The 19,342-nt window shown below is 34.9% G+C and carries 8 protein-coding genes and 1 tRNA gene; 1 reads left to right on the top strand and 8 read right to left on the bottom strand.

Features of this window, described 5'->3' with window-relative positions; translation table 11 throughout:
• Positions 1-83 precede the first annotated feature (83 nt).
• Entirely contained in the window at positions 84-266 is a 183-nt protein-coding gene (locus ACKI2P_RS07445; protein ID WP_407376435.1) for a hypothetical protein, read from the top strand.
• On the opposite strand, the gene ACKI2P_RS07440 is transcribed toward ACKI2P_RS07445, so the two are convergent.
• The 8 genes from ACKI2P_RS07440 to ACKI2P_RS07405 all read right to left on the bottom strand — a co-directional run bounded on the left by ACKI2P_RS07440 (position 263) and on the right by ACKI2P_RS07405 (position 19,156).
• Complete coding sequence (locus ACKI2P_RS07440; protein ID WP_407376433.1) at positions 263-1,486, bottom strand: aldo/keto reductase; 1,224 nt, start codon at positions 1,484-1,486, stop codon at positions 263-265. The genes ACKI2P_RS07445 and ACKI2P_RS07440 overlap by 4 nt on opposite strands.
• Positions 1,487-1,497: 11 nt before the next feature.
• Entirely contained in the window at positions 1,498-2,352 is an 855-nt protein-coding gene (gene galU, locus ACKI2P_RS07435) for a UTP--glucose-1-phosphate uridylyltransferase GalU (protein WP_407376431.1), read from the bottom strand.
• 178 nt (positions 2,353-2,530) lie between these two features.
• On the bottom strand, positions 2,531-5,008 hold the full coding sequence (locus ACKI2P_RS07430) for a right-handed parallel beta-helix repeat-containing protein (RefSeq protein WP_407376429.1): 2,478 nt from the start codon (positions 5,006-5,008) through the stop codon (positions 2,531-2,533).
• Positions 5,009-5,076: 68 nt separating this feature from the next.
• Positions 5,077-5,160, bottom strand: a tRNA-Leu gene (locus ACKI2P_RS07425).
• A gap of 54 nt (positions 5,161-5,214) precedes the next feature.
• On the bottom strand, positions 5,215-5,634 hold the full coding sequence (locus tag ACKI2P_RS07420; RefSeq protein ID WP_407376427.1) for a DUF371 domain-containing protein: 420 nt from the start codon (positions 5,632-5,634) through the stop codon (positions 5,215-5,217).
• A gap of 206 nt (positions 5,635-5,840) precedes the next feature.
• Positions 5,841-11,021 carry an Ig-like domain repeat protein gene (locus ACKI2P_RS07415; protein WP_407376425.1) on the bottom strand — a complete coding sequence of 1,727 codons (5,181 nt, stop codon included), beginning with the start codon at positions 11,019-11,021 and terminating at the stop codon, positions 5,841-5,843.
• A 137-nt stretch (positions 11,022-11,158) separates the two neighbouring features.
• The gene (locus ACKI2P_RS07410; RefSeq protein ID WP_407376424.1) at positions 11,159-13,348 is read right to left on the bottom strand and encodes a right-handed parallel beta-helix repeat-containing protein; all 2,190 of its coding nucleotides are present in this window, start codon (positions 13,346-13,348) and stop codon (positions 11,159-11,161) included.
• Between the two features lie 195 nt (positions 13,349-13,543).
• Positions 13,544-19,156 carry a beta strand repeat-containing protein gene (locus ACKI2P_RS07405; RefSeq protein WP_407376422.1) on the bottom strand — a complete coding sequence of 1,871 codons (5,613 nt, stop codon included), beginning with the start codon at positions 19,154-19,156 and terminating at the stop codon, positions 13,544-13,546.
• Between the last annotated feature and the right edge of the window lie 186 nt (positions 19,157-19,342).

Raw genomic sequence — 19,342 nt, 5'->3', positions numbered from 1 at the left:
CAATTTTGTCATATGGCTTCAACAAGCTTTAAATAGAATATAATTAAATATTAAAAATTAAATTTAAATTTAAGGTGATTTGAATGCCATATGACTACTACGATTACTTCAAAAAGCAAACAAAAAACAGGCATTTTACTGAAGTAAGTGACATTGTTAAAGAAAAAATATGGAGCGAAGGAATCAACTTCAAACTGTCACTTGAATGGTTAAAAATTGAAGACAAAATAAGAATAAAGCTGTATCAAAACCTACGATACAATTAACGGTTTAAAAGTTTTGTAATCTGCTTATAGGCAGGAATACCAATAGTCTTAGCAACAGGCAGTATATATTTCAATCCAGGAAGTTCAAATTCCTTTTTAACTTTTTTAAGTTCAGCAGGTATATCCAGCTTTTGAGGGCATTTCCTAAGGCACTTTCCACAACCATTGCAAAGGCCCGCATTACCTGCTTTGCCCATTATGCCTCCAACATACTGGTAATAGTCCATAAATGCAGGATTGATAAAACCCTTATGACCAAATAGGTATTTTTCATTATAAATCTTGAGACATTCAGGAATGTTTACATCACGCGGACATGGCATGCAGTATCCGCAGGTAGAGCAGTTGATTTTAAGTGAATTTTTCATCACCCTTTTTACGGCTTCAACTGTTTCGAGCTCTTCAAAGGTCATCGACATCGGGACAGTAGTTTCGGCAACAGCAAGATTATCTTCAAGCTGTTCAATTGAATTCATTCCAGAAAATACACAACTGACATTGCGATTATTTAAAACCCACTGCAGAGCCCATTGAGCGGTGGTTTTTGTGGAATCCGCATTTTTAAATATTTCTTCAGCATCCTTAGGCATCTTTCCAGCTAAAATTCCTCCTTTTAATGGTTCCATTACAAAAATACCCATTCCCTTGGATGCGGCATACTCGATTCCCTCAACGCTTGCCTGGACGTTGTCATCAAAATAGTTATACTGGACCATCACTACATCCCAGTCATAGCCGTCAATGAGCAGATCGAACTCTTCTTTTACCCCATGGTAGGAAAAACCGACATACTTTATTTTTCCTTCACGTTTGGCCTTGCTTAAAAATTCAAACAGTCCACGTTTAAGCAGCCTGTTGACAGTTTTCAAATCAACAGAATGAATCAGATAAAAATCAATGCAATCTCTCTGGAGCCTTTTGAGCTGTTCGTCTAAAAAGTATTCCATGTCTTCATATTTCCTGACATGAATGGATGGCAGTTTGCTGGATATCAAAACCTTATCCCTATACTCACCCTGTAAAATTTCACCAAGGAACTTCTCGCTGTCTCCATAAAGATATGCAGTATCTATTAGATTGACACCATTGTCAATGGCATGATAGATTTGTTTTGTAGCCAGTTCACGATTAATCTTACCGTTTTTAAGAGGAAGTCTCATAGCACCGAAACCAAGTGGAGAAACTTCAACTCCTATCTTTTTGATTAATCGATACTGCATAAAATCAAATCCTATTCATATTCACTTATGATTTCTTTCATGTAATTAATCAGGTCGCCTTTTGATTCATCATCATCCATTGCAAACTCAATTGATGTTTTAAGCCATTCAAACCTGTTACCAATATCATAAGTCTTGCCTTCAAAGGTAACTCCATAAATGGAATCAAGCTTTTGAAGGGCATCAGTAAGCTGAATTTCACCACCTACACCTGGAACGGTTTCGTCAATCTTGTCAAAAATGTCCGGTGTCAAAACATAACGGCCCATAATTGCCAAATTGGATGGTGCCTGATGAGCTAAAGGCTTTTCAACCAGTTTTTCTATATTATAAACGTTATCCTCAACTTCGGTTCCTTTAATGATACCGTATCTTTCCACCTTGTTCATTGGAACCTCTTCAAGGGAAATGGCTGATGCATCATATTTTTCGTGAACTTCAATCAGCTGCTTTGTGCATGGAGTAGGTCCTTTTGTGATGGAGTCCCCTAAAAGTACCGCAAACGGTTCTCCACCTATATGCTTTTTGGCGCAGTATATTGCATCCCCAAGACCTCTTTGTTCCTTTTGCCTTACATAACAGATATCAGCCAAGTCTGTAATTGCACGAACTTGCTTTAACCTCTCATCCTTTCCTGCACTTTGCAGAGTCTGTTCAAGTTCAAATGATTTGTCAAAGTGATCTTCAATTGATCTTTTATTCCTACCTGTTACTATCAAAATATCATCAATACCTGAAGCCACAGCCTCTTCAATAACGTATTGAATGGTAGGTTTATCATAAACAGGCAACATCTCTTTAGGTTGCGCTTTAGTAGCAGGCAAAAATCTAGTTCCAAAACCTGCTGCCGGAATTACAGCTTTCATAATTTATCACCATAAAGTTTTATTTATATAATTTTTTAATTCATTTATTATAAATAGATAACGAGTAATTTTGAAAAAAAAGTATGAAATTTAAAATTAACTGAAAAAAAATATTTTAAAAATTGAATAAGGACAAATTTAGATAAATCCTTACTCAACCAATATATTATACATTTAACTATTTTCTGACAACAATCTTATTTGAATTTGTCAAACCATTGCAAATAGTCTTGATTGTGTATTTTCCGACTTTCAAATTTTTAGGCAATTTGAAAGTAGCAATTCCGTTTTTATTGGTTTTAATTTTATAGGTTTTGCCTTTGAACTTGATTTTGACAAGCTTTTTGGCATATTTTTTACCGTTTGATTTTAAAACCTTTACTGTAAATTTGCCTGATTTTTTAACTTTTTTGCTGACATTTTTAGTTATCAAAGTTGTTTTGACGGTTATTTTATTTTTCACTGAAATATTTTGATATTGAACCTCAACAGTATATTTTCCAGGTTTTTCAGATATTTTTAAAGTTGCATAACCTTTGCTGTCAGTCTTTTGGTAATATGTTTTTTTGCCGATTTTAAACTTGACATATTTATTAACGGCAATTGTACCGTTTTTTTCATGAATTTGAACCATGAAATCCTTGGATTGTCCGTAATACTTAGTCAGATCCTTTGAAGTTATCACAGGCAATGGAATTATCTCAATAACAGCTTTACCATCTACAAATTTAACCATGACCATACCGTTACTGTCGGCAGTTTTGACCAGATTGGCTGAAAATAAAACCATAGATGAATTGCCTTCAATTTTAAATATGGCCACCTGACAATTAACAGTTATCAAATCCCCTTTCATGACAAAACTCTTACTTGGAAATGATGTGAATAAAATAGCCCAATTGCTTAAATTTGACAGTCTGTCCACATTAATATCATTTTTAATGTCTGTTATAAAAGTATAGTCAATGTCGATATCTTCAGTCAGATAGAAAGGATTCATGTTGTTTTCAGTGAGAAAACTGCAATAATGTATGGTTCCGTTTTCACCAAACCACATGATATCCCTTCCAAAAATACTTCCGTCATTGCTAAATTTTGAATTAGTAATCTCACCGCCATTTCCACTCCAGAAGATTGAAGCTCCTGCCCATGCGTCATTGTTGTAGAATTTGGATTTGGAAATTTTTCCGAAATCTCCTCTCCAGCAGATTGCTCCTCCACTGTTAGAATATCCTACACTGTTATCAGAGAAAATGCAATTATGTACTGTTCCGTTTGTACCATTCCATACAATAGCTCCACCTTCACTTATATGTGCACCCATTGGCCTGACTCTGTAAATATAAGTGATGCTTCCATCTTCGTTGACTATTTTCTCTTCCTTGTCAAACGGATCATCATCTATTCCCCTTATTGCATTGCGTGTGAAGTTGCAGTTTGAAACAATACCGTTTGATCCATTCCAGTAGATTGCTCCACCACCAATATCCATTGAGAAATATTTTGCAATTGCCTTGCCGTTTATGAAGTTGACATCTCTGATTGTGACATTGTCTGCAGTGACATTGAAGATTCTGGACAGTCCCTTACCATCTAAGGTATGACCCCTACCTTCAATTGTTATTGGTTTGGAAATCAGAATTCCCCTGTTTGAACCGTTGACAAATTCATAATCATCATTTAAAACCAGTATTCCGCCTTCAGGAGTCATGTTGATTAAAAGTGCCAATTCATCGAATGTTTTGGCAAAGCTGAATTTTACATTAATCTGGCGAATGTCATACATTACTTCTATACTTGATTCATTATCAAAGATTGAATCGGTTACTGTTGCATTGCGGGAATTTACAAAGAGATTCAACGGCGCATTGGCCATGAATGTTGAGTTCGCAATTAATACATTGTCCCCGTTGAGGTCAATGGCACCGCCCCCATGGCCTGCAGTGTTGTTTTTGAATTTGGAATTTGAAATCCTGATGTTATTGCCCCAGCTGGTTTTGATGGCGCCTCCAGCAAAATCCACCCTGTTATTTTCAAACAGGCAGTTTTCAACAGAAATATTGTTTCCATTCAAATATAATGCTCCTCCGTCACTGTTGACTGTCTGGATATGAGGTTTTGTTGGATCAAAACCGTCACCACAGGTCAGACCTACATCAGCCGCAGTAATTGCGGAATTGTTTATAAAGTTACAATAGGATATTGTTGCGTTGTCTCCCCCCACATAGACGGCACCGCCGGCTGAAGAAGCAAGATTATTTGTGAAGTTGCAGTTAAGTAAAGTTCCGTTTGAACCCCACCATGAAATAACACCACCTGCAAGGCCAGTTGTTTTTGCGTTTACGAAATTTATATTTTTGATTACAACATTGTCCGCCTTAACCCAAAAGACCCTTGGAATATCACTTGCATCTATTGTGTGGTCATTTCCATCTATAGTTATTGAATTTTCAATTATTATGTGTTTTTGTGAAGTGTTAGTTGAAATATAGTCATTTTCCAGGTCAATAATGTCCCCATCTACTGTGAAATTGATATCTGAGGCTAAATCATCGATATGACTTACATCAGTATTTGTAGCATTATTCGCACAAACAAAGGACATTGATAGGGTTATTAAAGTAAAAATTGTTAAAATAAGCATTATCTTTTTCAAATATTAAACCCCCTAGAATTCATGTATAATATTTATGGAGAAAATAGATAAAGTTTTCTGAAAAGTAGTGCGGGGGACGGGACTTGAACCCGCGAAGGGACTGACCCACTAGGCCCTCAACCTAGCGCCTTTGACCGCTCGACCACCCCCGCATTAAAACAAAAGTAGTTATTAAAAAATATATTTTTCAACTTATATATAGTTAACTATTTTTTGCACGTTTTTATTGTGACTTCCAAAATTTTTTCATTTTTTAAATCATTGACAATAGTTTCATCAATGTCTCTGGCCGCCTTATCTGCATTAATCATGAGTGTGCGAGGACAAGTGTAGTCACTTTTCCTGCAGACAATATCTGTCGGATGTGTCAATGTCAAATCCTCATGGCCATAACCCAGAATTTCATCATAGCCGTTTTCAGTTCTGAGTTCTACGACTATCCGAGTATCTGAACTGGCTATCTCCCTTTTAAACTCATCCGGAAAGTTCAGCATGCTCTTGTCCATGTCAACCCCAATTATACAATCTGCGGTAGGGCCAATTTCCGGATCCTTTGTAATCTCAAAGGTGGACTTGTGATTTGAGGACACATTCTTATGGCCTTTGGTTAAAATCTTAAAAATCATAAATAATAATTGGTCTCAAAAACTAATAAAATTTTTCATGCAGAATACTACAAATAACAATTAATAATTTGATAGAATAAAGTAAAAAATAGTCAAATAAATAAATTAACATTTAATTTCAAATAAGTTTAGTAAAAATACAAATGATTTGAATATTGTAATCTATATGGAAAAATAAAATAAAACAAGTTTTCTAAAAAACACTTCTATTTTTTAATAGTTATGGTCTTTGTCAGTGAAGATTTACCATAAATGGCCTTAATCTTATGTTTGCCTACTTTCAACTTGATTTTTATAGTGACTGTAGCTATTCCTTTCTTGTTTGTTTTGGCGGTGTATTTCTTACCTTTGATTTTGAAGGTAATCTTTTTGCCTTTGAGGATTTTGCCTTTGCTGTTGACCAGTTTAGCTGAAAATTTCACCTTTTGGTTTTTCTTTTTGGAAATGTTTTTTGCAGACAAAACATTTTTGACGGTAATCTTGTTGGATACCTTTACACCACCATAGCTGGCAGTTACAGTATATTTTTTAGTTTTAAGTTTTACAGTAAGCTTTGCATAACCGTTCTTATCTGTTTTGATTTTGTATGTCTTTCCGTTTACCTTGAATGCAACAAGTTTTCCGGCACCAACAGGTTTTGCATCATCACCATAGATACGCACTTTATAGATGCTTTTGGCCCCATAATAATTTGAAACATCTTTACCGACAATTTTTTTATAGATTGTAATTTTGTTTGAGAGTTTCTGACCGGTTACAGGATTTACAGTTGATATCACATAATTTCCAACTTTGAAATTGATGTTTATCCTTGCAATACCGTTCGGAAGGGTGGTTAATGTATAAGATTTGCCTGAAATTGTAAATACCACTTTTGTATTTCCAAGTGCATTTCCGTTTGCATCAGTAAATATTGCGAAGTACTGTGTTCCGCTTCCGTAGACTTTAATCACATCTATTCCTTCAAGGGTTGAAAGGACAGTAATATTGGCCTTTGTAAATGCTTCATGATACCTGTCTGTTTCTGCAAAATATACATAAGCCTCATAAGTTCCAACATTAAGGTTAATATCAAGGAAAGCTTCACCATTTGAGTCCGTGTAGAGGTCATGGCCTGTTGAACCTATTCTGACAAAAATGTCCTGGCCTGCAAATGGGTTGCCGTTTGAATCTTTAAGAATTACCTTAAACGGAGTTGTTCCACCAAAATATTTTGTAAAATCACTAGCGGATATTTTAACATCCAACAAATCATCGACAACTTTGAACTTGCCTTCAGCAGTAGCTGCAGTGTAATTATCCGTACCCTCATATTTAACGGAATATGTGTAATTGCCTGTAGCCATCTTACCAAGGACTAATGATCCTTTTCCATCGAAAACGTAGATTTCATATTCCTTGGCCCCGATGGTTAGTTTTACAATATCAGTTATCGGAATGCCGTCTTTGGTATTGAGACTTACAGTACAAATAACCCTATCATTCAATCCCGCATCATTGATTTGGGCAACCATTATGGTTTTTTTCTGATTTACAGACAGTATGTAAGTAGCATTTGACGCATAGTAATTTCTATCACCAGCATATTTTGCAATGACTGTATATTCACCAGTATCCAATGGAGAAATATACCAGGTGGACCGTGAATTGGATATAGGTTTGTTTCTCGGAGAGTAATATCCAATCATGCTGAATGAAACACTTCCTGTTGCATTCGGACTTAAATCAGCATAGATTCTGATGTTTTCACCCAAATAAACCTCCCTGACATATACGTCAATTGTGGAATTGGCTTTAGAGACTGTGACTGAAGTTTCATTATATGAATCAACATAATATTCATTTCCCAAATAATTTGCAGAAATGATATATGAACCAACATCCAGACCTGTAAAAGTCCATATTGCCTTTCCATTAGAGATTGTAATGTTTTTTGTGAGATTTCCGGCTTTGAATGTTACAGTTCCTGTTGCATTGTCATTTAGCTCGGCAGTGACTACAATATCCTTTCCGTAAACTTCATCGCTGACGGTGAGAATTATGTCTGATGCCAATTCCTTCACATAAAAGCTTAAGGTTTTGTTTGAAGCGTGATAGTTATTGTCTCCAAGATATCTGACAGTTATTGAGTAGTTTCCTTCATCCAATTTTGAAAGGTTGAGCAATGCTTTTGAATCGATGATTGAAACTTTGTATTCACTTCCTCCAAATACAAAAATTATTTCACCGGATGCATTATTAAGATTTTGGACAGTAATTATCTCATCAACATATGGAGTTGCTGAGGCAATATTTACATCCATCTCCAATTCCGCCTTTTCGACAGTGAATTTTGCCACATGAGTCTTGTCAAGATATTTGGCTTCAACTGTATAGTTTCCAACATTGAAACTTGATGAGTTAAATGTAGCAGTTCCGTTGACAATTTCCACTTCAACAGTGATATCGCCGATTAGGAAACTGACATTGCCTCTAACACCCTCTTCAAATTGAGCCATGATAATTTCATCCTCACCATAAGTTATGTTGGAGGATGTCAAATTGAAGTCAACTGCTTTGACATTTAACCTATTGCTGATAGTTGAATTCTTGTATCTGGCTTCAATGTCATATTCTCCGCCGGCAAGATTCAATGCAAAGTAAGCGAATCCGTCATCGTTTGTAGTGATGTTGTACTGTTTGCCGTTGAAAGTGACTGTAACGATTCTGCCAGGCATCGGAATGCCGTTTATTTCAATCAGCCTTACAGTGTAGTTGAAATCGTTGTATTCATAGCCTGTTGAATTCTCACCGATGAATGCGAATTCATCATCAACGCCCAAAGTAGTATTGTATGTGGCATCACTATAGTATCTGTTTCCTTCATAAAATACAAAGACATAGTTTGTACCTTTGTCGAATTTAACATCAAATTGAGCCATACCATCAGTCAGGTTTAGCTTATAGAGATTATAGTTGATGTAAACACCAACCACTCCGGTACAGTTTACCGGATCGACTTTGACAGTTACTGTTCCATTGCGATTAATATCATCCTGAATGATATCAACAGTCAGGTTTACAGGAGTTTTAAGGACTTTAAATGAAGTTGAAGTGTTTACAGTATTGTACCTCAAGTCTCCTTCAAATATTAAAGTAACATTGTATTGTCCCGCAGGAAGATTGGTTAAGGTTACATTAGTAACGCTGCCGTCAATGAATATTGTGTTGTTTTCACCTTTGATTATCAGTGTAGCCTCTCCCCTAAGGGATTCGGGTGAGACTTTAACTGTTATTGTTGCATTTTCACCTACTTTAACGTCTTCTGCAGAGATATTGATTGAAGCATCGTATCTTGTCACATTCAGAATGCCGCTTACAGTTGCAGAATTATAGAAGGATGTTTCAACGAATTCAAGGGAAATGTTATATTCGCCTTCTGCAAAATTGCTTAAAGAAATTGTAGTGTCTCCGTTATACAGATAGACAATTTTCTTTCTAACACCATCGACATACAATATGGCCTGACCCTGAACTCCTTTCGGACCTAAAGTGACAACGGCAGATCCTTTTTGACCAACCTTTATTTCAGGAATTCTGAGAGAAATGTCAACATCCTGCTTTTGAATGGTTACTGAAGTCCTGTTGAATGCCTTGAAATGGTCATCATCCCCTTCATAGATTATATCCACATCATACTTTTGAGGGGTCAAATCAGGAATTGCAATACTTCCACGGCCATTTACCAAATCTAGAGTGTAGGTTTCATCAGCTATTTTTAATAGCACTTTACCGTCTCCAATAAGTTTGCCGTTGGCATATACTTCAACATCCACATTTAAATCGTCAAGATAGGTTATATTGTCAATGACTGTATATGTAACATATGTCAATACTTTTCCAACATCAACGATGACACTTTGATTAAAGGAACCCAGACTTGCAACAACATCATATCCTCCCTTATTTTGAGTATAGTTGAACATGAATTCCGCTTTTCCGCCTGCCAATTGCTTGTTTTGGGTAATTTGATTGCCGTTGACAAAAGTGTTGAAAGTAATGTTAAATGTTGGGAATAAATTGATTTGAGGCAGTAAATTGATGTTGTTTGTCCATATTGCAGATATGGTTACGGAGTCTGAAATGTTCAATTTAGAATATTCAGGAGTGAGGTTTAAAATCAGCCATGAGTTGATTTTGTCGACATTAACTTTTGAACCGTCACTGTAAGGGTTTGTGTTGACATTCCACCAGTTATTGTCAAGACTTATGACATCTCCACCGTTAAAGTAGATGTCATTTGAGATGCCGTCAAAGCCCGGATTGTCCATGAATGCATTATATGTCAAATTCAAAAGACCTATATTGTAGATGTTTCCGGAACCTTTGTAGGATGGCATAGGTGTTTCATAAAATCCTGTGTTGTTTCTGAATATACTTCCCCGTGCGGTAAATGTACCTGAATTGTAGATTGTACCATAGATAATATTGAAGTTCCCTCTTTCAATGTAGTTGTTTTCAATAATGGAATCAAACAATGAGAAATCTCCAGTATTATATATTGCAGATCCCTTACATTCATGAAGGGACCTTGAACCTGTTATGTGGCTGTCACTCATTACAGTTTTACCGTCATTAGCTATTGCGCCACCGTATCCGAAATCAACGCTTCTTGAATTTGAAAAGGTTGTGTTGGAAACAGCCAGTTTTCCCTTATTGTAAACACTTCCACCATAGGAGAAGAGTCCTGAAGTTGACAGTGCAGTGTTGTTGTAGAAATAGGAATTGAGAATTGTAAGATTTCCGAAATTGCTTATGGCACCACCATAAATGTACTTGTCATTGGTTCCATAGTTCAAGACACAGTTAATGAATGAACAGTTATCAATTGTGACAACCGCATCCTTGATGTCCAGAGCAGCACCATATACGCTCTGTTTATAAGAAACTGAATAGGATTCCGGTGATTTATATGCGTTGATGAACTTAATATTCTTGAAGCTAACGGTCACACCATCCTTTATATCAAAAATATAATTCAAGTTCAATCCATTGATAGTAGTGTCTTTGGAACCTACAAAATTCAAAGATTTATCAATTGTCAGTTTAGTATTCTTAACAGTACTGAAACTGCCGCTTGACAGATAAATTGTATCATTTTCATTTGCTATCGATATAGCTTTTTTAATTGTTTTGATTGCTGTACTTTCGGAAGATCCGTCACGTGAATCCTTACCTCTGGTATCAACATAAATTGAATGTCCCTCCAGAACATCGTCTGATGAGCCATCAAACGGAACTGAGATATTAGTTGTTTCGTTAAATCCCATCTCTTCAGCACTAACAGCTGAAATCATCAGAACAATGAACAAAAGGAACAATGTAAATATTATTTTATTAATTTTCAAATTTATTCCCCAATAAAAATTTAATTTCACTTTATACTTTATCATTTGTCAATGATATGTTTAGTTATGAAAAGCAGAATATATAAAATTATCTAGAAATGAGTTAAAAATAAAAAAAAGAGAATTAGTTAAAACAACTAATTTTGATTAAAATTTGATTTTTTACGCCAAATTCCAATAAACAACAATATTAATACGGGAATAATGAAAAATACTGATGGAATGAACTTATCATCACTTTTTTCATCGATTTCATATACTTTTTTACTTACACCATCAGATTCACCGATAGCTGAAGAATCCGCAGCTGCAGATGATTTAGACTGACTTGCAGCACTTTCAGTTCCTTCAGCAGATGGAGTTGCATCACTCTGGTTTGACTGAACATTGACATTTGTGTTCTGACCATTGTATGAAGTAGTGTTTACATTTCCACCTTCAGTATTGGAATTGATGAAATTAATCAAAAAGTCTTTTAAAGACATTTGATTAGATTTTGATGAATTTCCACTTGAACTTCCCTGCTCAGAAGGACCGAAGTGAGTATCATCTGTTTTTGATGTTTCATCATCTCCAGATTCACTATCCTTAGAATCTGTTGAGCCCTGCTCTTTTGAAGTTCCGGGAATCAGTGGATTGAATGAATATTTGCTTTCTTCTTCACCGGTTGAAAGCTTGGATCCATCAATTTTATTTGTAATACCTTTGTTATTCCTTGGTGTAGAGTAATCGTTCTTATCACCGTTGTCAATATTATTGTTATTTAATGCGAAATAATCAAATGCTTTCATTATTTGATTATTGTAAAATTCCAGACCCTTATGAGAATTTACATCCCAATATTTGAATCCTCCGTTTCCGTCTTTTACTTTAGAATTATAGGAAACTAATAAATTATTAATTACCTTCGAATCAACTGAACTCAATAAATTTACGGCATAATAACCATCACTGAATACAGTATTGTTTTGAATATTGTACTGGTGGTCTCCGTTTGTGCTTTGACGATAACTTATTCCATATATGTTATCATCGATGGACACGTCACCTACACTGTGAACTTCGATAGTGTTGTTTAAAATTGTTGAATGAGAATCTTGTGACTCGATTCCGGCTACCAAAGCCCATTCATGAGTTCCTGCTAATCCAGTTACATTAATTCTGTTGTTTGTAATGGACAAAGTAGTTTCCCCATAGAAGTTTTGGGAATAAACACCGATATTCGGACCATTGGAAAATGAATACAAATCATTTTCAGTAATGTTTACCTGATAGATCGGACCTGTAATCTGAATCGGATATGCAGTACCTGCGGCCAGCTTACCTCCTGTTGTTATAATGGAAATTTTATTGTGGCAAGCGGTGAGATTGTTCAAATTATAGATGTCCAAACCATAAAGATAATTGTCTATACCAGGATATGTCAAGAAGTCTGTCATAAATATGGAATTATTACAGATTAATGAATTATCCGATTTACTTATCAGCATGCAATCCAGAGACGGATATGAATGTTCAGGCCTTTTGTTCACTTCGGAAAAAAGACTGTTGCCTGTGAAAGTTATGTTGTCACAACCTTCAATACCGACTGTTAAAACCAAATCAGATGCAAGTTCTGCACCGTCAGCTCCAAAAATGATGTCTTTCAGAGGCAAGGCAGAGATTATCATGTTATTCTCAATTAATGCATCTTTACAATCCAATAATTTCATAGCACAATTATAAACATTAACATCATCATTATGCCCTTCAAAATTTATATAGGAATTGCGAATCTTTAAGTTCCTTAAAGGATTGTCAGGAGTTCCTTGAGCAAAAATTCCATATGCCTCTACATTTTGAGGTACAACATAATTTATACTAACGTTTATTAAATTAACATAGTCTGATAGAATTTCAATAGCAGCACCGTCATTATTGGCGAACTGACTATCCAAATCCAAATTTATATCAGTTAATGTTACATCTTTTGCATCAATTTGGAAGACAGTATTTTTCAGGTCATATCCAATGCCTTTGATTGTCACGTTATTAGCATGAATAATTAATCTACCAAGATTTTCAAAATCCTGATTGAATATCAAGGTTTTATCACTAAATCTTGACTTTAAAATACCATTTGTGAAATAGTCATCGAAATTATCTGAATCAATATAGATAGTATCATTTACTACCAAATCAGGTTCATCAGGAACTTCATCTTCAATTTCATTTAATGTAAGATCGTTTGCTACACTTAGCTCAGTTAAATTGCCTGAAGTTTCATAAGTAGCATTTAAGTCAACAGCTGAAACTGAAGACAGTGAAATTATAAAACAGATAATCATTAATCCAATGAATAATTTCACATTAAATCTTATACCTATCACCTCCACTGGATAAATAAACACCAATAGCATTTAAACATATGTTTAATTACTAAAAGATAATAGATATTTTTGTAAAATATTATTTATAAAGTTTTCTTTAAGAAATATTCAAGTAGACTAAAAAAAGAAAAAGTTAGTGAGAATTTAATCTCACTATTTAATTGTTATTTTTACAGATTTGCTTACTGCTTTGTAGGTGGTGTCACCTGCATATTTAATGGTTGCTGCAAATTTGCCTTTTTTGGTTATTTTAAGGCTGAATGTTGCTTGACCTTTAGCGTTTGTTTTTGCTGTGTAGGTTTTACCATTGATTTTCATGGTGACTTTTTTACCTGCACCAAAGTAAGTTTTACCGTCTGCAGATGCTCCTTTTATGGTTTTTAAAGTTACTGTGTATTTTTTGGTTTTTGCAGTAGCTTTGTATGTTTTTGCCGGAGCTGTAATGGTTACAGGTTTTTTCTCGATGATAATCAGGTATACTTGCATGGTTGCGTTGTAATTTTCATCACCTAAGAATGCTACAGCGAATGTGAGTCTGTTTGCATCTTTGAAGTTGATTTGTACACTTGTGAAACCGTTTGCGTCGGTTGTTCTTTCACGCATTACACCATTAACACCGATAAAGACAGTTTTGTTTACAAGAGGGTTACCCATCATATCAACAAGTTGTGTTGTGAAGTTTTGACCTCTTTCACCTGCATAATAGTCGACTGCATATTGTGTGTAGTTGTTTCCGACAATTACAGTTGAATCCCTTGTAGGGGCAACATTTTCTAATTTAATGGAAATTTTAGTTGGCAAGAAGTAATCGTCACCAGCATATGACAGTTCGACAGCAGAACTTCCACTAATGTTTATTAGGAATGCACCATATTCGTCAGTTGTAGTGTTGTAGTTTACACCATCTAAAGTGTAGGATATATTTGTGTTGTTCATTGCGTCACCGAGGTTGTTTACTAAAACACCGTCAATGAATCCGCTTCCGTCAAGAGTGAGATTTGCAAATTCAGTAGCGAATACTTCAATATTGAAGCTTGTCACGTTATATGATGGGTTGTGAGCGTCGTCTCCAGAGTAAACAGCAACAATTGAATGTTCACCTGCAGGAACAGCATTCATGATGTAAGTTGCAATACCATCTTCTAATGGTAATACATTCACGACACCATCAACAACAAGGGTAAGGTTACCTGTTGCATTTTCAACGGAAATGAAAATAGCTACATCGTCTCCAATTTTGATTTCTTCAGGAACTATAATTACAGTAGTTGAATTTTCTTTTACAACACCGTTAAATGTGAAAGTTTTATTGCTAGCAAAATAATTACCTGTTTCTTCAAATTTGATTAATACATCACCATTAGCAACACATGGAATGTTAAAGTTACCGTTTTCGTCAGTGGTGACATTTTCTTTAACATCACCGATTTCGTATGAAACAGTTGCATTGCTTATAGGATTACCTTCAATGTCAGTTAATGTACCATTAATACTTAAATCATTGTTGATTGCATCAATGCTTATTTGAGTGTCTTTTCTTATAACAGTTAAATTTACAGTTTGATTGTCAACAGTTGCTTCAATTTCATAACTTTCACCGTCAACAGCAACAGATGTTGAAACTTTATTTGCAATAGTTCCGTTATTAATTCCTAAAACAGCACCAGTAGCATTCATTGTGAATTCTCTAGCAGGTAAACTTCCTTCATAATCAGCTAAATTTTCACCATCGAATGATTTGAATGCTAATTCAACACCATTTGCAGTTTGGTTTAATGTTAAAACTAAGTAATCTTCAGGGTTAACTACTTCTGAGCTGATTTCTCTGATTTTTAAAACGTAATTTGAAATGAAATTTGAAGTTCCAATTGTAGCGTTTTTGAATGTAGCGTTGTTGCTTCCCCACCAGTTGTCGGAGATATCCATATCAATAGTTTTACCAGCTGCAATTCCTATTTTGGAAATATCGTCTGATAAAATAACAGAATTGTGTATGTCTACTGAGAAATTACCTGAGTTGAGAGCTGCAATTATATATTCGACGTTTTCAAATAAACATCCGTCAAATACTCTGTGAGAGTGGTATGAAGTACCATCACTTCTTGTGTAGAATAAGCTTACAGACTGTAAATTTCTGAATGTGGAATTATATACTTCAATATCTCCAGGTACCATAGTATAACCTCCTCCTGCAAGGTTCCAGGAGTTGATTCCACCAAATGCGTTTGGAGTGTATCTTCCACCTTGATCTTCGAATGTAGAGTTGATAATTGTTACATGTTCACAGGATCCGATTGCAAGACAGGTTAATGAATTTTGTGGCATGTATATGCGTTTGGACAATTCATCAACTGTTCTGTTGGTAACTGTGAAAATAGTGTTTTCTATTGTTATGTTACCTTTTTGACCACCAAATGCACCGATAGCAACTAAGTCCATATTCATAGCGTAAGCGTCAAGACTGTCAATTACTTTTGAATTTTTCATGTATAATGTGCCTTGGTTTGCAATTGTGGATAATCTGCCTGCATGGTTTGCTTCGAATGTTGAATTATCAATTATTAAAATACCATCATTGTAAATTGCTCCACCGTAATATGCATTTGCTCTTTTGGCTACGTCTCCATAACCGTTATCGAAGAAATAAGAGTTGTTTATAGTTAAAGTACCTGCGGTATTGATAGCTCCACCGTAGTTACCTTGTCCGCCAATGAATTTGACATTGTCAATTTCCATATTTGCTCCTTCTTCAACATAAATTGCAGATTGGGTATCACGAGCAGCTCTGTTTATGGTTACATTAGCTAATGTTAATTTAGCATTACCTGCTAAAGCAGTAATGAAGTAATCAGCAGTACTGTCTGAGATAATAACTTTGTCTGCACCTGCACCTACAAGCAATACGTCAACTGTTGTTGGAATTCTTAAATTGGTATTTAATTCACCGGTGTAATTGCCTTCTAAAACATGAACAGTAATGTTTGTGGATTTAGTATAACCTTCGCTTAATGCTTTAGAAATGGATTTGAATGGGTTGTCTTCACTACCAGTTCCGTTTTCATCATCACCAAGGCTGTCAGATACATATAATTCAATGCTGTCTAAAGCTTCAGCAATGTTTGTAGAGATAACGCCATCCACATAAGTATCATTTTCGGTTGCATATTCATAAACGCTGGTAAATTTATATTCGGTATCATTTTTAAATCCAACATATTCCAAGGTTGCGTTTTCATTGATTAAATCAGCCTTACCGATTATATCTCCGTCAAAGTAGAAGGTTACTTGACCTCCTCCAATGATTGCACCTGATGGGTGGGATACGGTTACGGTTATGATATCTGATAATTCAGTTACATTTTTACTGTTTGCAGTGATTGTTAAATCAGTTAAGTTTGCAAATACATTGTTTCCTTGACCTGGAGCAATGAATATATCATTTCCGCAAGCTGCAGTATTATTTTCAAAAGTAACATCTTCAATGCTCATTTCACTTACTTGAGCTGTTTTTCCGTGGTTTAATAAGTATATTGCACCACCATTTCCTGCAGCAGTGTTGTTTATGAATTTTCCGCCTTTGATATTAGCACCGGTAGTAACTAATCCTGCACCATTTGCAGATGCCCTATTGTTGATGAAAGTAATGTTTTCTACAATAATTTCACTAGCATAATTACCATTGCTTCTATATTGAGCAACATAACTTGGAACTTCATTATTAATGAACTTGTCATTGATTGAAGTAATGTTATTACCTGTTGCATAAGCAATATTTGATGCAGTTCCAGTTACGGTATTTGAATCAAAGGTGTTGTTGATACTTACTAAATCAGATTGAACATAATATGCTGCACCACCTGAATAACCCTCGATTGTGTTGCCTTTAAAGGTATTGTTTTCTAAATATGTTACACGATCGCCATTGGTAGTTAACCAGAGTAAACCGGTTGAAGTTTTACCATTACAGTTTTCAATCACTGAATTGGTTAAAACTAAATTATACGCATTGATTGCTTGATTTGTTCCGTTGATGATTTTTATATTGTCAATGATTACTCCTTCATTTGGTGACTGAGCACGGATAGTGCTGGAGTTTATTACAATATTATCTTTCATTGTTAATCCATATGCATCTACAGGATTACCTTCACAGTTGATTAAGCTTAAGTTAACCAATTCGATTTCAAGGTTTTGACCAAATGTGAATATGTCTGATCCGGATGCCCACCATCCATCGCCGGATTTTGCATGTTCAGCATCGATGATGACATTTCCATAGGATTCACCGATAATAGTAATTTTTCCAACATTGGAATAGGATAAATCTCTGTTTTCAGCTCCATTGTATAAACCGTTTTTAATGTGTACGGTTAAATCTACAGTAGCTGCAGTTCCATAATCTAAAGCTTTTTTAAGAGTTAAGAATGGATTGTCTTCACTACCATTACCAGTTGTATCATTTCCTTCAGTTGAAACCCATACTTCTGCAGGGGTGTGATCAAAGTCTACAGTTGCAGTACCGTTAATTACAGTTACATCAAATGTATTTTTACTATCATATGCTTGTGTACCGGAAATTGTGTGTTCTCCATTTTCTAATAATTTGTTCACGGTTATTGATGCAATACCGTCTGCACCTGAAGTTGCTGTACCAACATTTGCACCGTCAATAGCGAAAATGACTTTTGCACCTTGAGCAGTATTGCCCATATCATCAGTCACATTAGCTTTTAAGGTAAATCTTGTACCGTCGACAGCTACATCTTCAAAAGCAAGTTTTGCATTGAAATCAGTTACAGAATAAAGTAAAGATGTTCTGGATGTGCAGTTGATGAATTTGTTTCCTTTAAGATATGAATTTTGGAAAAATACAATTCCTCCATTTGAACCTGTGTAGGTACAGTTTATGAAGGTATTGTCAGTAATATTTGCAAAATTATCTCCGTTATTGTATCTTACAGCTAATGCTGCTGCACTACGGGAGCTGGTTAAATTTTTAAAGGTATTTCCTCTAATAACTGATTTACCAGTACCTACATAAACTGCAGGAGTATCTGCCCAGGAGCTTGTTGCAACACCATTTTCAAATGTGTTGTTTATTAAAGTTACTAAACCATTATGTGAGAAATATAAATCAACATATTGGTTACCTGAATTTTTGTTAAATTTGGAATTTGTTATAGTTAAATTACCGTTTTCAGAATAAACAGCACCTAAATTGGTAACATAATTTTCTTCAAATACACAGTTATCAATAGTTAAGTCACCTGCAGAAGTTACTACAGAACCCATGTTGGCTTTACCGTTTGTAAATAAGATGTTTTTTAATGTTACAATTGAGTCACTGCTTATTGCAGTAAAAATTGGAGAATCCCCACTTCCATCAATCACAGTTGTTCCATTTTCAGAACCGATTAATGTTAAACTTCCACCGTAAGTTCTATGGGACAAATCAATTTTTAAATTTGTATTGTTATCTCCAGAGAAAGTTCCACTACCTAAATAAATAACAGCATTATCTGATGCATTAACATCACTGATTGCTTTATTTATTGTTTCATATGGACTTGCTTCACTTCCCGCTCCGGTATCTGAACCTTTTGCAGTATCAACATACACTGTTTTGTTATATGTTGTTGAAGCGTCGTCACTAAGTTTCGAATCATCATTTATTGTTAATTGTATTGAATTGTCTTGGCTGACTGATGTTACATCATCAGTTCCATTATCTTGAGCACTTACTGCTCCTAAAGATAATATAGCCATTAAAACAATTGTTAAAAATAAAATTTTATTGTATTTCAAAAGTTTCGACTCCTATAAATTAATGTAATCAAGTAACTTGATTACATGAAACTTATTTTTGTCATAAAGTATATTTAAATTTTATTAATCTAAACTTTAATAAAGTATTAATATATTAAATTTAATTTGAAATGATTTTTTAAAAAA

The sequence above is a fragment of the Methanobrevibacter sp. genome, from assembly GCF_045541095.1.
In the GTDB taxonomy this organism is placed as follows: Archaea; Methanobacteriota; Methanobacteria; order Methanobacteriales; family Methanobacteriaceae; genus Methanocatella.
Note: the sequence above shows the minus strand (reverse complement) of the source record. Positions and strands in the feature narration are given on the sequence as shown.